This is a genomic window from Pseudomonas sp. CH235 (assembly GCF_004368175.1).
GTDB lineage: Bacteria > Pseudomonadota > Gammaproteobacteria > Pseudomonadales > Pseudomonadaceae > Aquipseudomonas > Aquipseudomonas paraglycinae.
Genome location: NZ_RRZJ01000003.1, coordinates 188504 through 202280, shown reverse-complemented (window position 1 = coordinate 202280; position 13777 = coordinate 188504). Strand labels below are relative to the sequence as shown.

The window sequence follows — 13777 nt, the reverse complement described above, 5'->3', positions numbered from 1 at the left end:
ATGTTTGCCAAGTCGGGACAGCCTGCTGATCTACAAAGGCGGGCATTATAAGGCGACGGGACGGGGAAACCAGACCCAAACAAAAACGGCAGCCTCATGGGCTGCCGCTTTGTTTACCGCTGAATGCCGACTCAGGCCAGATGCGAAAGCATTTCGCTCGCTTCGCTCTTCTGTTTGTCGTTGCCCTCGCTGATGACTTCATTGAGGATATCGCGCGCGCCGTCGTTGTCGCCCATGTCGATGTAGGCCTGAGCCAGATCGAGCTTGGTCGCGGCTTCGTCGGTACCGGACAGGAAGTCGAAGTCATCCTCACCTAGATCGTCGCCCAACGCGGCATCAGCTTCGGTGAAGCTTGGCTCATTGATGCTGCTCGACAGACGATCCAGCTCGGCGTTGACGTCGTCCAGTTCGGCGGCGAACGCATCCGGCTCGGCAGGCGCCGCGTCCATTTCGTCAGCCAGTGACAGGTCGAAATCGGCTGGCAGCTCCAGATCGTCCTGCGGCACGTCGGCCACGGTTGGGGTGTCGACCAGCGGCAGATCCTTTACGCCCTCGTCCAGATCCAGCAGGAAATCATCGTCTGCCAGCTCGACCGGCGCAGGCGCAGGATCGGCACCGAGGTCCAGATCCAGGTCGAAGTCCGACAGGTCGTCGAGGTTTTCCTTGATATCGGTCTGCTGCTGCAGCACCGATTCGAAGCTCAGATCGTCGTCAGTCGGGAATGCGTCGAGTTCGACCGGCGCTTCCGGCTCGACAGCCGCCACAGGTTCAACCGGCGTGATGTTGTCGAGATCGTCAAGGCTCAGATCGAAAGCGCTGTCCAGTTCGGCATCTGCCGCAGCAGGCGCTTCAGGCTCGTCGAGCAACAGCTCCTTGACGTAATCCTCGTCCAGCTCGGCGGCAATGGCCGCTGCCGCCAGACCGCTGGCCGCGACGACCGCCATGGCCGGGAAGCGGCTTTTCAGCTCTTCGACCTTGGCGAAGTTGTCGCCATTGGCAACCAGTTGGCGCTCCTGACCGACGAAGGCATCGCGATCACCTTGGCGACCGTAAACTTCCATCAATTTCAGACGCAGATCGCTGCGCTGCGGCTCCAGACTCACGCCCTCCTCCAGCAGCGCGGCCGCTTGATTCAGGCGACCGCCGTCGATGTGCGACTGCGCCTTGTCCAGCACGTCGTCGGAACGCTCGGCGGCAGGTGCCACCAACGGCGCGGCGATCGGCTCGGCCATCACGACTGGAGCAACTACAGCAGCAGCGGCTGGGGCTGGGTTCAGCTTGACGCTGGCGGCTGGCACTTCCAGACCTTCGAAGCTGCTTTCCGGCAGATCGAGGTCCTGGGAGAACGATTGCTCCTCCAGGGCACGGGCCATTCGCAGGTGTTTTTCGGCTTCCTGCTGGGCCTTGCGGCGACGAGCCAGCAGCAACAGCAGGAGCAGCAGAACCACTGCACCGCCACCGACCAGACCCAACAGGATCGGATTGGTCAGCAGTTCGTTGAAGGTTTTTTCGTCATTGGCGGCCGGCGTGGTTTCAACCACAGGCTCGACAACCGGCTCTACCGGTGCGGGAGCAGCAGCCTCAGGCGCAGGTGCGGCCGGAGCAGCCTCTGCCGGAGTAGCCGGCGGCGTGGCCGCCAGTTCCGCGGTGATCGCCGGCACCACTGGCGCAGTGGCGGCGGTCGCGGGAGCAGCGCCCGAGCCTTCGGCCTGCATTTTCGCCAGTTGATTGTTCTTCAGCTCGATCAGGCGCTGCAGCTTGTCCAGCTGGCTTTGCAGATCGGCCATGCGGCTTTTCAGTTCTTCGTTGTCACGACGGGTGGTGTCGAGACTTTCCTGGGTCACCGCCAGTTTGTTGCTCAGGGCCTTGGCGTCGCCGGCCGGGCCCTTGCCACGCGCCTTGGCGCTTTCGGCGGACACCAGGCTCAGGTTGTCCTTGGCGTTTTGCGCAGCGCCGGCATTGGCGCGGCCACGATTGGTCGCATCGAGTTGCTGCTGACCGGTGCCCGGCTTGGCCACATAACGACGGCCCTGACGCCAGGCTTCGTTCTGCGCAGCCACTTCAGCAATCGCTTTGGACTGAGGCAGCGCGGTGCTTTGCACCTGATCCGGCAGACGCAGCACCTGTCCGGTCTTCAGGCGGTTGATGTTGCCGCCGATGAACGCGTCCGGGTTCAAGGCCTGGATCGCCAGCATGGTCTGCTGCACCGAACCGCCGGTGCGCGCCTTGGCGGCGATTTCCCACAGGGTGTCGCGCGGCGTGGTGGTGTGGGTCGAATGCGTGGCGCCGGTGGTCGGTGCGGTGATGGTTTGTGCCGGCGCTGGTTGAGCGGCGGCATCAGCGGTCTGCGGCGAGAACTTCGACGGATCCAGCAGCACGCTGTAATCACGTAGCAGACGGCCGTTCGGCCACATCACCTGCACGAGGAATTTCACCATCGGTTCCGACAGCGGCTTGCTCGACGTTACACGCAGCACGCTTTTGCCGTTGGCGTTGAGTACCGGGGTAAAGGTCAGATCATTGAGGAAGGCCTGGCGATCGACGCCGGCCTTGGCGAAATCTTCCGGCGAGGCCAGGCTCGGCACCACTTCGGCAGCGGTCAGATCCTTGACATCGAGCAGCTCGATTTCCGCCACCAGCGGCTGGTTCAGGGTCGACTTCAGGGTCAGCTCCCCGAGCCCGAGGGCATGCGCCATACCGGAGGACAGCGCCGAGGCGGCCGCTATTGCTAACACCAGTTTGCGAACTTGAACCATAGCCTCTTCCTTTGTTTGAACGTTCCTCGGCCAGCGAGAAGATGTTGATTGTCGCTGCCGTAAGGCATTGCGCGCGACGACGACAGCATGCCGCGCGCGATCATTTCTTTGATGCCCCGGAAAGTCCCGGAGGGTGACACGTCATCGAGTGCTCCGGCCAAGCATAGCGCTCGCCTAGAATCAGTCGACAAATTGTTGCCAAGTATCTTTTACAGCAGGTCTTTTATCAACAACTCGGCGACCTGCACGGCGTTGAGGGCCGCACCTTTGCGTACGTTATCTGACGTCAACCACAGATTAAGTTCCGACGGTTCGTCGACACCGGCACGCACCCGCCCGACGTAGACCACGTCCTGCCCCACCGCGTCACCGACGGCGGTCGGATAATCGCCGGCCTCGACCAGCTCGATGCCCTCGGCCTCTTCAAGCGCGGCGTTGACCTTTTCCAGGTCGACCGCGCTCGCTGACTGCAAGGTCACGCTAAAGCTATCGCCAAAAAACACCGGGGCTTGAACGCAAGTTGCGGAAATCTTTAATAAAGGCTTGGCCAGCACCTGACGCAGCTCGCGCACCAGACGTTTTTCCAGCAGCGTATGGCCTTGCGCGTCGGGCGTGCCGACCTGAGCCAGCAGGTTGAAAGCCATCTGCCGGTCGAAGAATGTCGGCTCCAGCGGACGCATGTTCAACAACTCGGCGGTCTGGCGCGCCAGCTCGGTCACGGCTTCGCGGCCCTGGGCGGAAACCGCCAGATTGGCGGTGACATGCACGTATTGCAGCTCGATCAGATCGAGCAGCGGCGCCAGCACCACGGCCAATGTGGTGGCCGACGGGCTCGGACTGCTGACCTGGAACGGTACTTTCAAACCGGCCAGCACAGCGGCATTGGCTTCCGGCACCACTTGCGGCGCCTGATCCGCCGGCAAGGCGCCGGACAAGTCGACCAGCGAGCAACCTGCCGCGTGAGCGCGGGCGGCGTAACTCAGAGTAATGGCCGGGCCGGCGGCGAAGAACGCCAGCTTGACCTTGCTGAAATCGAACTCGTCGACTTCACGCACGCGCACGTTCTTGTTGCGAAACAGCACCGAGCTGCCGGCGGATTCGCTGCTGGCCAGCAGGTGCAACGTGCCCACCGGAAAGTCGCGCTCTTCGAGAATCTGCACGAGGGTTTCGCCGACAGTACCGGTGGCGCCGATCACGGCAATATCAAGGGTCTGGGTCATGTTGCTACCTCTGGCGAAACGGGGGGAGCGGCACTTTACCGGGTGAGTCGCACGCAGGCAATTCGCGCCCGCCGCGAAGAGCGGACGCGGAGCGTCCATGGCTGTATTCCCACGCAGAGCATGGGAACGATCAACAGGTACAAAAAAACCCGCGCCTCTTGCGAGGCGCGGGTTCTCTCATTGCATCAAGCGATCAACGCTCAAGCAGGATCCGCAGCATGCGACGCAGCGGTTCGGCCGCGCCCCACAGCAGTTGGTCGCCGACGGTGAAAGCACCGACGAACTGCGAACCCATGTTCAGCTTGCGCAGACGACCAACCGGTACGTTCAGGGTGCCGGTGACTTTCGTCGGGCTCAGCTCCTGCATGCTGATATCGCGGTTGTTTGGCACCAGCTTGACCCAAGGGTTGTGCTGGCTGATCAGCCCTTCGATGTCGGCGATCGGCACGTCTTTGTTCAGCTTGATGGTCAGCGCCTGGCTGTGGCAACGCATGGCGCCGATGCGCACGCAGATGCCGTCGACCGGGATCGGGCTCTTGAAGCGACCGAGGATCTTGTTGGTCTCGGCCTGGGCCTTCCACTCTTCGCGGCTCTGGCCGTTCGGCAGTTCCTTGTCGATCCACGGGATCAGGCTGCCGGCCAGCGGTACGCCGAAGTTTTCGGTCGGGTACGCGTCGCTGCGCATGGCTTCGGCCACACGACGGTCGATGTCGAGGATCGCGCTGGCAGGATCGGCCAGTTGATCGGCGACAGCGGCGTGGGTCGCGCCCATCTGCTTGATCAGTTCACGCATGTTCTGCGCGCCGGCACCGGAGGCCGCCTGATAGGTCATGGCACTCATCCACTCGACCAGACCGGCCTCGAACAGACCGCCCAGGCCCATCAGCATCAGGCTGACGGTGCAGTTGCCGCCGATGTAGTTCTTGGTGCCCGCGTCGAGCTGCTGGTCGATGACCTTGCGGTTGACCGGATCGAGGATGATGACGGCGTCGTCGTTCATCCGCAGGCTCGAGGCCGCGTCGATCCAGTAACCCTGCCAGCCGGCTTCGCGCAGCTTCGGGAATACTTCACTGGTGTAGTCGCCGCCCTGGCAGGTCAGGATCACGTCGAGGGTCTTCAGCTCTTCAATGCTGTATGCGTCCTTGAGCGGAGCAATGTCCTTGCCCACGGACGGGCCTTGGCCACCGACATTGGAAGTGGTGAAAAACACCGGCTCGATAAGATCGAAATCCTGCTCTTCCAGCATCCGCTGCATGAGCACGGAACCGACCATGCCGCGCCAACCGATCAGACCTACACGTTTCATCGCAACTACACCTTCTTGAAAAGTGGGCCGCTGCTTTGTATTGAATTTCGCAGCGGGCCCGAGAGATTACAGATTCCGCAGCGCGGCGACTACTGCGTCACCCATTTCCTGCGTACCGACTTTAGTGCAACCGGTCGAAAAGATATCGCCGGTGCGCAGACCTTGATCCAGCACCACGCTGACCGCTTTCTCGATGGCGTCCGCCGCTTCGTGCAGATTGAAGCTGTAACGCAGCATCATCGATACCGACAGAATGGTCGCCAGCGGGTTGGCGATGCCTTTGCCCGCGATGTCCGGCGCCGAACCGTGGCAAGGCTCGTACATGCCCTTGTTGTTGGCATCCAGCGAGGCCGACGGCAGCATGCCGATGGAGCCGGTGAGCATCGACGCTTCGTCGGACAGGATGTCGCCGAACATGTTGTCGGTGACGATCACGTCGAACTGCTTCGGTGCACGCACCAGTTGCATCGCGGCGTTGTCGACGTACATGTGGCTCAGCTCGACGTCCGGGTAATCCTTGGCGACCTGCTCGACCACTTCACGCCACAGTTGGCTGGACGCCAGTACGTTGGCCTTGTCCACCGAGCACAGTTTCTTGCCACGCACGCGGGCCATGTCGAAACCGACACGGGCGATACGGCGGATTTCGCTTTCGCTGTACGGCAGCGTGTCGTAAGACTGGCGCTCGCCGTTTTCCAGAGTACGGGTACCGCGCGGCGCGCCGAAGTAGATGCCGCCGGTCAGCTCACGGACGATCAGGATGTCCAGGCCGGCAACGATTTCCGGCTTCAGGCTCGAAGCGTCGGCCAGTTGCGGGTACAGGATCGCCGGACGCAGGTTGCCGAACAGGCCCAGTTGCGCGCGGATTTTCAGCAGGCCGCGTTCAGGGCGGATGTCACGTTCGATGGTGTCCCATTTCGGGCCGCCCACGGCGCCCAGCAGAACGGCATCGGCAGCGCGAGCGCGGTCGAGGGTTTCGTCGGCCAGCGGCACGCCGTGCTTGTCGATGGCGGCACCACCGATCACGTCATGGCTCAGCTCGAAGCCCAGGCTGTACTTGTGGTTGGCCAGCTCCAGCACCTTGACCGCTTCGGCCATGATTTCCGGACCAATACCGTCGCCTGGGAGAATCAGAATCTGCTTGCTCATGCTTTCCTCGTGTCTTCAGTCGGTGCGCCATCGACTGGCGCGCCCGGAAAAATACTTATCGTTTCAGGATTACTTTTCAGCCCAGAGCACCAGTACATCTGTACTGAACGAACCATCGGCCTCAATCTCAAAATATTCGCGCACTTCGTTGCCCATCGATTGCTGCAACTGGCGGATCGCGGCGCGCATCACTTCGGGTGTGCGCATGCGCTCGACCCAGCTGTTGTACTCCAGACGCAGGCGCTGACGCGTGGTGCTGCGGGTGTGCAGCCCGGCCTCGCTGACCTGGCGCAACCACTCACCGGCCGAATAATCGCGCACATGGCTGGTGTCGCGCAGCACTTCGACGCTCTGCAAATAGGTGTCGAACAGCGGACTGCCCGGCGACAGTACATCGATGAACGCCGCCACGCCGCCCGGTTTCAGCACCCGGCGCACTTCGCGCAAGGCCACGCCGAGATCGCTCCAATGGTGCGCCGAATAACGGCTGAACACGAAGTCGAACTCGCCATCGGCGAACGGCAGACGCTCGGCGGCGCCGTTGACCGTGGACACGTTGCTCAAACCGCGATCAACGGCAGCGGCGGCCACCACGTCGAGCATCTGCTGCGACAGGTCATAGGCCACCACTTCTTTCACCAACGGGGCGACGTGAAAACTCACGTGACCGGCGCCGCAACCCAGGTCCAGCACCCGAGCCTCGCCCTGCCCCGTCAGTTCAGCCTGCAGCAGCGCAAATTCAGTGCCTTGAGCGTGAACGGCGCTGCTCAGGTAGGCGGCGGCCTGTTCACCGAATTGCTTTTGTACAACCTGACTGTGGGCGGTGCTGGTCATGGGTACGTCCTTTTCTGGGTTTCAACCTTTCAGATTCACGCGTCGCGGAACAACCAAGGCTGGCTCGCGCGATGCTTGGCTTCAAACGCGGCAATCGCATCGCCGTCCTGCAGGGTCAGGCCGATGTCGTCCAGGCCGTTGAGCAGGCAGTGTTTGCGGAAGGCGTCGATCTCGAAGCGGTAGACCTTGCCGTTCGGGCTGGTGACGGTCTGCTCGTGCAGATCGATCTGCAACTGATAGCCCGGCGCGGCTTCGACCTGCTTGAACAGCTCGTCGACTTCGGCGTCGCTCAGGATGATCGGCAGCAAGCCGTTCTTGAAGCTGTTGTTGAAGAAGATGTCGGCATAGCTCGGCGCGATGATGCTGCGGAAACCGTACTCTTCCAGCGCCCACGGCGCGTGTTCACGGCTGGAGCCGCAACCGAAGTTCTCGCGGGCCAGCAACACGCTGGCGCCTTGATAACGCTCGGCGTTGAGCACGAATTCCTTGTTCAGTGGACGTTTGGAGTTGTCCTGATACGGCTGACCCACATCGAGGTAACGCCACTCGTCGAACAGGTTCGGGCCGAAACCGGTGCGCTTGATCGACTTCAGAAACTGTTTCGGAATGATCTGGTCGGTGTCGACGTTGGCACGATCCAGAGGCGCGACGAGACCAGTGTGCTGGGTAAAAGCTTTCATGCTGCGCTCCTTTAGATCAATTCACGAACGTCGATGAAACGACCGTTCACCGCCGCCGCAGCGGCCATGGCCGGGCTGACGAGGTGGGTACGGCCACCGGCGCCCTGACGGCCTTCGAAGTTACGGTTGGAGGTCGAGGCGCAATGTTCGCCGGACTCCAGACGGTCCGGGTTCATCGCCAGACACATCGAGCAACCCGGCTCGCGCCATTCGAAACCGGCTTCGAGGAAGATCTTGTCCAGACCTTCGGCCTCGGCCTGCGCCTTTACCAGACCCGAGCCCGGCACGACGATGGCCTGCTTGATGGTCGACGCAACCTTGCGGCCCTTGGCAATCACCGCCGCAGCGCGCAAGTCTTCGATCCGCGAGTTGGTGCAGGAACCGATGAATACGCGGTCGAGCTGAATGTCGGTGATCGCCTGATTGGCGGTCAAACCCATGTATTTCAAGGCGCGGACGATCGAGTCGCGCTTGACCAGATCCATCTCTTTAGCCGGGTCCGGCACGTTCTGATCAACGGCCAACACCATTTCCGGCGAAGTGCCCCAGCTGACCTGCGGCTTGATCTGCGTGGCGTCGAGCTCGACCACGGTGTCGAAATGCGCGTCGGCGTCGGACACCAGGTCTTTCCAGGATTCGACCGCCAGATCCCACTCGGCACCTTTCGGTGCGAAAGGACGACCCTTGACGTAATCCACAGTCTTCTGGTCCGCCGCCACCAGGCCCACGCGGGCGCCGGCTTCGATGGACATGTTGCAGATGGTCATGCGGCCTTCGATGGACAGGTCGCGGATCGCGCTGCCGGCGAATTCGATGGCATGGCCGTTACCGCCGGCGGTGCCGATCTTGCCAATGACGGCGAGGACGATGTCCTTGGCGGTCACGCCGAACGGCAACTGGCCTTCGACGCGCACCAGCATGTTCTTCATTTTCTTGGCGACCAGGCACTGAGTGGCGAGCACGTGCTCGACCTCGGAGGTGCCGATCCCGTGAGCCAAGGCGCCGAACGCGCCGTGGGTCGAGGTGTGCGAGTCGCCGCAGACCACGGTCATGCCCGGCAAGGTCGCGCCCTGCTCCGGGCTGATCACGTGAACGATGCCCTGGCGCACGTCGTTCATCTTGAATTCGACGATGCCGTATTCATCGCAGTTGTCGTCGAGGGTCTGAACCTGCAAACGCGAGACCTGGTCGGCAATGGCTTCGATGCCGCCCTTGCGCTCCGGGGTGGTCGGTACGTTGTGGTCCGGGGTGGCGATGTTGGCATCGATGCGCCACGGCTTTCGCCCGGCCAGACGCAGGCCTTCGAAGGCTTGCGGCGAGGTCACTTCGTGGATGATGTGACGATCGATATAGATCAGCGCCGAGCCATCGTCGCGCTGCTTGACCAAATGCGAATCCCAGAGCTTGTCGTAGAGCGTTTTGCCGGCCATCAGACGGTTCCTCATCAGCTTGTTTCTATGCCCTGGGCTTATCAATAACCCTTTGGCTTGTGAGGCCGATCCTATGGGGTTAGATTAAATAACTCAAATTCATATTTTTTATGCTTTGGATAACCAACTGGAATACGAACATGGACCTGGCCAACCTCAATGCTTTTATCGCGATTGCCGAGACCGGAAGCTTCTCCGGCGCCGGTGAACGGCTGCACCTGACACAACCAGCGATCAGCAAACGCATCGCCGGGCTGGAGCAGCAATTGAATGTGCGGCTGTTCGACCGGCTCGGTCGTGAAGTGGGCCTGACCGAGGCCGGCCGGGCCCTGCTGCCAAGGGCTTATCAGATTCTCAACGTACTGGACGACACGCGCCGTGCTCTGACCAACCTGACCGGAGAAGTTACGGGTCGCCTGACTTTGGCCACCAGTCACCACATCGGCCTGCACCGCTTGCCACCGCTGTTGAGGGAATACACTCGCCGCTACCCACAGGTGGCGCTGGATATTCAGTTCCTCGATTCGGAAGTGGCCTACGAAGAAATCCTCCACGGCCGCGCAGAGCTGGCGGTCATCACCCTGGCGCCGGAGCCACATACGCTGGTCAAGGCCACGCCAGTCTGGGATGACCCGCTGGATTTCGTGGTCGCCCCGGAGCATTCATTGATCAGCAACGGCGCCGTCACATTGGCGGACATTGCCGGCCATCCGGCGGTTTTCCCCGGCGGCAACACCTTTACTCACCATATTGTCCAACGGCTGTTCGAGGCTCAGGGCCTGACGCCGAACATCGCCATGAGCACCAACTACCTGGAAACCATCAAGATGATGGTGTCGATCGGCCTGGCCTGGAGCGTTTTGCCGCGCACGATGCTCGATGAACAGGTGGCGCGCATACCTTTACCGGGCATACAGCTCAGTCGCCAGCTAGGCTATATCCTGCACACTGAAAGGACGCTGTCGAATGCTGCACGGGCGTTTATGGCCCTGCTGGACGCTCAAATCGATCTGCCAGGGACTCTCGGCTAACTTGTGCTACTCCTATAGAGCTGCCGTCCCTGTGCCTAACGCCCAAATCAGCTCAAGGCCCCTTAACAATGCCGAAATCTGTTGACCGTATTCCGCCGATGCCGCGTATTCAGGCCATTGATCCACGGCGATCCGAGCAGAGCTGGGAGAGCGCGCCGCAATTGCTCGCGGCGCTCAACGGTGCCCGCCTCGGCGCCTGGTACTGGGACATCGAGCGCGGGCAGATCAGTTGGTCGCGCGGCACTCAGGCCTTGTTCGGCTTCGATCCGCGGCAACCGCTGCCCGAAGACCTGGAATACCTTGACCTGCTGCCGCCGGAAGACCGGGCGAAAACCATCCGCGCCTTCCACGCGGTGATTGCCGGTGCGCCGCTGGAACAGGCGATGCACCACCGCATCCGCTGGCCCGACGGCAGCCTGCACTGGCTGGAGATCAACGGAAGCCTGTTGCCGGACAAACACGGTCGCCCCCGAATGATCGGGGTGATCCGCGAAATCACCCACCAGCGGCAACGGGAACAGGCGCTCAGCAGTTCGGAGAAACGTTTTGCGACACTGTTTCACCTGTGCCCGAACATGGTACTGCTGACCCGTCAGGAAGACGGCCTGATCAGCGAGGCCAACCAGTATTTCGAAAGCCTGTTCGGCTGGCCGGTGCAGAGCGCCATCGGTCGCACCACCCTGGAACTGGGCCTGTGGGTGCATCCCGAGCAACGGGCCGAGCTGGTCAAGAAGACCAAGGCCAAGGGCGAACTGATCAGCATGGAGGTGCAGTTTCGCGCCAGCAACGGCCAGATCCACGACGGCATCCTTAGCGCGCAAAAGGTCGAACTCGAAGGCCAGCCGTACCTGCTCAGTACCTTCCTCGACACCACTGAACGCAAAGCCGCCGAACATGCCCTGAAAGACAGCCAGGAACGCCTCGACCTGGCGCTGGATTCGGCGCAGCTCGGCACCTGGGACTGGCACATTCCCAGCGGCATGCTCTATGGCTCGGCCCGCGCTGCGCAATTACACGGTCTGGAGCCAAAACCGTTCCATGAGTCGTTCGAAGAGTTCTTCGAGGGCGTCCCCGGCGAAGAGCGCGACAGCATGCGCGACGCCTATCGCAGCCTGCGCGAAGGCCCGGCCGGCAATTACCAGCTGACTTACCGCGTACAACTGCCCGACGGCAGCTCGCGTTATCTGGAAAGCCGCGCCCGCCTCTATCGCGACGACAACGGCGTACCGTTGCGGATGGCCGGCACCCTGCTGGACATCACCGATCAGGTTGAACGCGAGCAACGGCTGGTGGCTTCGGAAGAGAAATTCGCCACGCTGTTCCAGGTCAGTCCCGACCCGATCTGCGTCACGCGTCAGGAAACCGGGGAATTCATCGAGATCAACTCCAGTTTCTCCCAAACCTTCGGCTGGAGCGCCAGCGATGTGATCGGCCACACCGCCGAAGAAATCGGCCTGTGGGACGCCTCGGCGAAAAGCCTGCAACGCATCGAACGGGTGATCCGCGAACAGGGCCTGAGCAATGTTGCGATCATCGTCCAGCACAAGGACGGCCAGTCGCTGACCTGCGTGATTTCCAGCCGTCAGATCAGCGTCGGCAACCAGCCGTGCATCGTTACCACGCTGCGCGACATCACCCAGCAACAGCGCTCGGAAGCGGCGCTCAAGGCCAGCGAAGAGAAATTCGCCAAGGCGTTCCACTCCAGCCCCGACGCCATCACCATCACCGAGCGCGACACCGGACGTTATCTTGAGGTCAACGACGGTTTCTGCCGCCTCACCGGCTACCGCGCCGACGAAGTGGTGGGCAAAACCGTGTATCAGGTCGGTATCTGGGCCGAGGAAAAACAACGCTCGGCACTGCTCGCCGAGCTGCAGATCAAGGGCCGCGTGCACCATCAGGAAATGCTCGGGCGCAACAAGCGCGGCGAGATCCTGACGGTGGAAGTCTCGGTCGAACCGATCACTCTCAACGAAACCGCCTGCCTGCTGCTCACCGCCCGGGACGTCAGCCTGCTGAAGAACGCCGAGGCGCAGATCCGCCACCTGGCCTATCACGATCCACTGACCAACCTGCCCAACCGCGCACTGCTGATGGATCGCCTGAGCCAGCAGATTGCCCTGCTCAAGCGCCACAACCTGCGCGGTGCGCTACTGTTTCTCGATCTGGATCACTTCAAGCACATCAACGACTCGCTGGGTCACCCGGTTGGCGACACGGTGCTGAAAATCATCACCGCGCGGCTTGAAGCCAGCGTGCGCATGGAAGACACCGTGGCGCGGCTCGGTGGCGATGAATTCGTGGTGTTGCTCAGCGGTCTGGAGGGCACGCGCAACGAAGTCAGCGCGCAAGTACGCGAGCTGGCCGACACCATTCGCGAACTGCTGTCAGAGCCGATGTTCCTCGACGGCCAGCGCCTGCAAGTGACGCCGAGCATCGGCGTGGCGCTGATTCCCGATCACGGCTCGACCCCGACCGACCTGCTCAAACGCGCCGATATTGCGCTGTACCGGGCCAAGGATTCGGGGCGCAACACCACGCAGATGTACCACAACACCATGCAAAAGGCGGCCAGCGAACGGCTGCGCATGGAGACCGACCTGCGCCTGGCGCTGTCCCGGGGCGAGTTCGACGTGCACTACCAACCGCAAATCGACGCCCGGGACAACCGCATCATCGGCGCCGAAGCCCTGGTGCGCTGGAATCACCCGGAACTCGGCGCGCAATCGCCCACCGAATTCATCAAGGTGCTGGAGGACAGCGGGCTGATTCTGGAAGTCGGCACCTGGATCCTCGATGAGGCGTGCGAAGCCTTCAAGCAATTGATCGCCGAAAAACTGATCGACCCTCTGGCCTTCAGCCTGTGCGTGAACATCAGCCCCCGGCAGTTCCGCCAGAATGACTTCGTCGAGCGCATCGAGCGCAGCATGAGCAGCCACGGCCTGCCCTGCTCCTTGCTGAAACTGGAAATCACCGAAGGCATCGTCATTCAGAATCTGGAAGACACCATCAGCAAAATGCGTCGTCTGAAAAAACTCGGCGTGAGTTTTGCCATGGACGATTTCGGCACCGGCTATTCATCGCTGACCTACCTGAAACGATTGCCGGTGGACACGCTGAAGATCGATCAGTCGTTCATCCGCGACGCCACCACCGACCCCAACGACGCCGAAATCATCCGCGCCATCGTCGCCATGGCCCGCAGCCTGGAACTGGAAGTGATCGCCGAAGGCGTGGAAACCCCGGAACAGCTGGCCTTCCTGCAAGGGCTGGGCTGCCATTTGTATCAGGGTTATCTGCACAGCCGGCCGTTGCCGCTGGAAGGGTTGAAGGGATTGCTGAAATGACCCGACACCTGCGATTGCTTGTCG

General features: G+C 61.8%; 9 protein-coding genes. 2 read left to right on the top strand and 7 right to left on the bottom strand.

Annotated elements, in window-relative coordinates; all coding sequences use genetic code 11:
• Window positions 1–131 precede the first annotated feature (131 nt).
• From EIY71_RS04755 to leuC, 7 genes are all read right to left on the bottom strand, one after another.
• On the bottom strand, window positions 132–2756 hold the full coding sequence (locus tag EIY71_RS04755; RefSeq protein ID WP_134020725.1) for a FimV/HubP family polar landmark protein: 2625 nt from the start codon (window positions 2754–2756) through the stop codon (window positions 132–134).
• Window positions 2757–2965: 209 nt separating this feature from the next.
• Window positions 2966–3976 (bottom strand): aspartate-semialdehyde dehydrogenase, encoded by a 1011-nt coding sequence (locus tag EIY71_RS04750; RefSeq protein ID WP_102687006.1) that lies wholly within the window; start codon window positions 3974–3976, stop codon window positions 2966–2968.
• Between the two features lie 193 nt (window positions 3977–4169).
• Entirely contained in the window at window positions 4170–5282 is a 1113-nt protein-coding gene (asd, locus tag EIY71_RS04745) for an aspartate-semialdehyde dehydrogenase (protein ID WP_003226428.1), read from the bottom strand.
• A gap of 66 nt (window positions 5283–5348) precedes the next feature.
• Window positions 5349–6431, bottom strand: a complete 1083-nt coding sequence (leuB, locus tag EIY71_RS04740; RefSeq protein ID WP_134020722.1) for a 3-isopropylmalate dehydrogenase — start codon at window positions 6429–6431, stop codon at window positions 5349–5351.
• 69 nt (window positions 6432–6500) lie between these two features.
• A complete protein-coding gene (locus EIY71_RS04735) occupies window positions 6501–7265 on the bottom strand; it encodes a class I SAM-dependent methyltransferase (protein ID WP_085747833.1) in 765 nt (254 codons plus the stop codon).
• Window positions 7266–7300: 35 nt separating this feature from the next.
• Window positions 7301–7945 carry a 3-isopropylmalate dehydratase small subunit gene (gene leuD, locus EIY71_RS04730; protein ID WP_007956446.1) on the bottom strand — a complete coding sequence of 215 codons (645 nt, stop codon included), beginning with the start codon at window positions 7943–7945 and terminating at the stop codon, window positions 7301–7303.
• Between the two features lie 11 nt (window positions 7946–7956).
• Window positions 7957–9375 carry a 3-isopropylmalate dehydratase large subunit gene (gene leuC, locus EIY71_RS04725; protein ID WP_011333350.1) on the bottom strand — a complete coding sequence of 473 codons (1419 nt, stop codon included), beginning with the start codon at window positions 9373–9375 and terminating at the stop codon, window positions 7957–7959.
• Window positions 9376–9515: 140 nt separating this feature from the next.
• Between leuC and EIY71_RS04720 the strand changes: the two genes are divergently transcribed.
• Entirely contained in the window at window positions 9516–10406 is an 891-nt protein-coding gene (locus tag EIY71_RS04720; RefSeq protein WP_007956444.1) for a LysR family transcriptional regulator, read from the top strand.
• Window positions 10407–10474: 68 nt separating this feature from the next.
• Entirely contained in the window at window positions 10475–13753 is a 3279-nt protein-coding gene (locus EIY71_RS04715; protein ID WP_085747835.1) for a bifunctional diguanylate cyclase/phosphodiesterase, read from the top strand.
• Window positions 13754–13777: the final 24 nt, after the last annotated feature.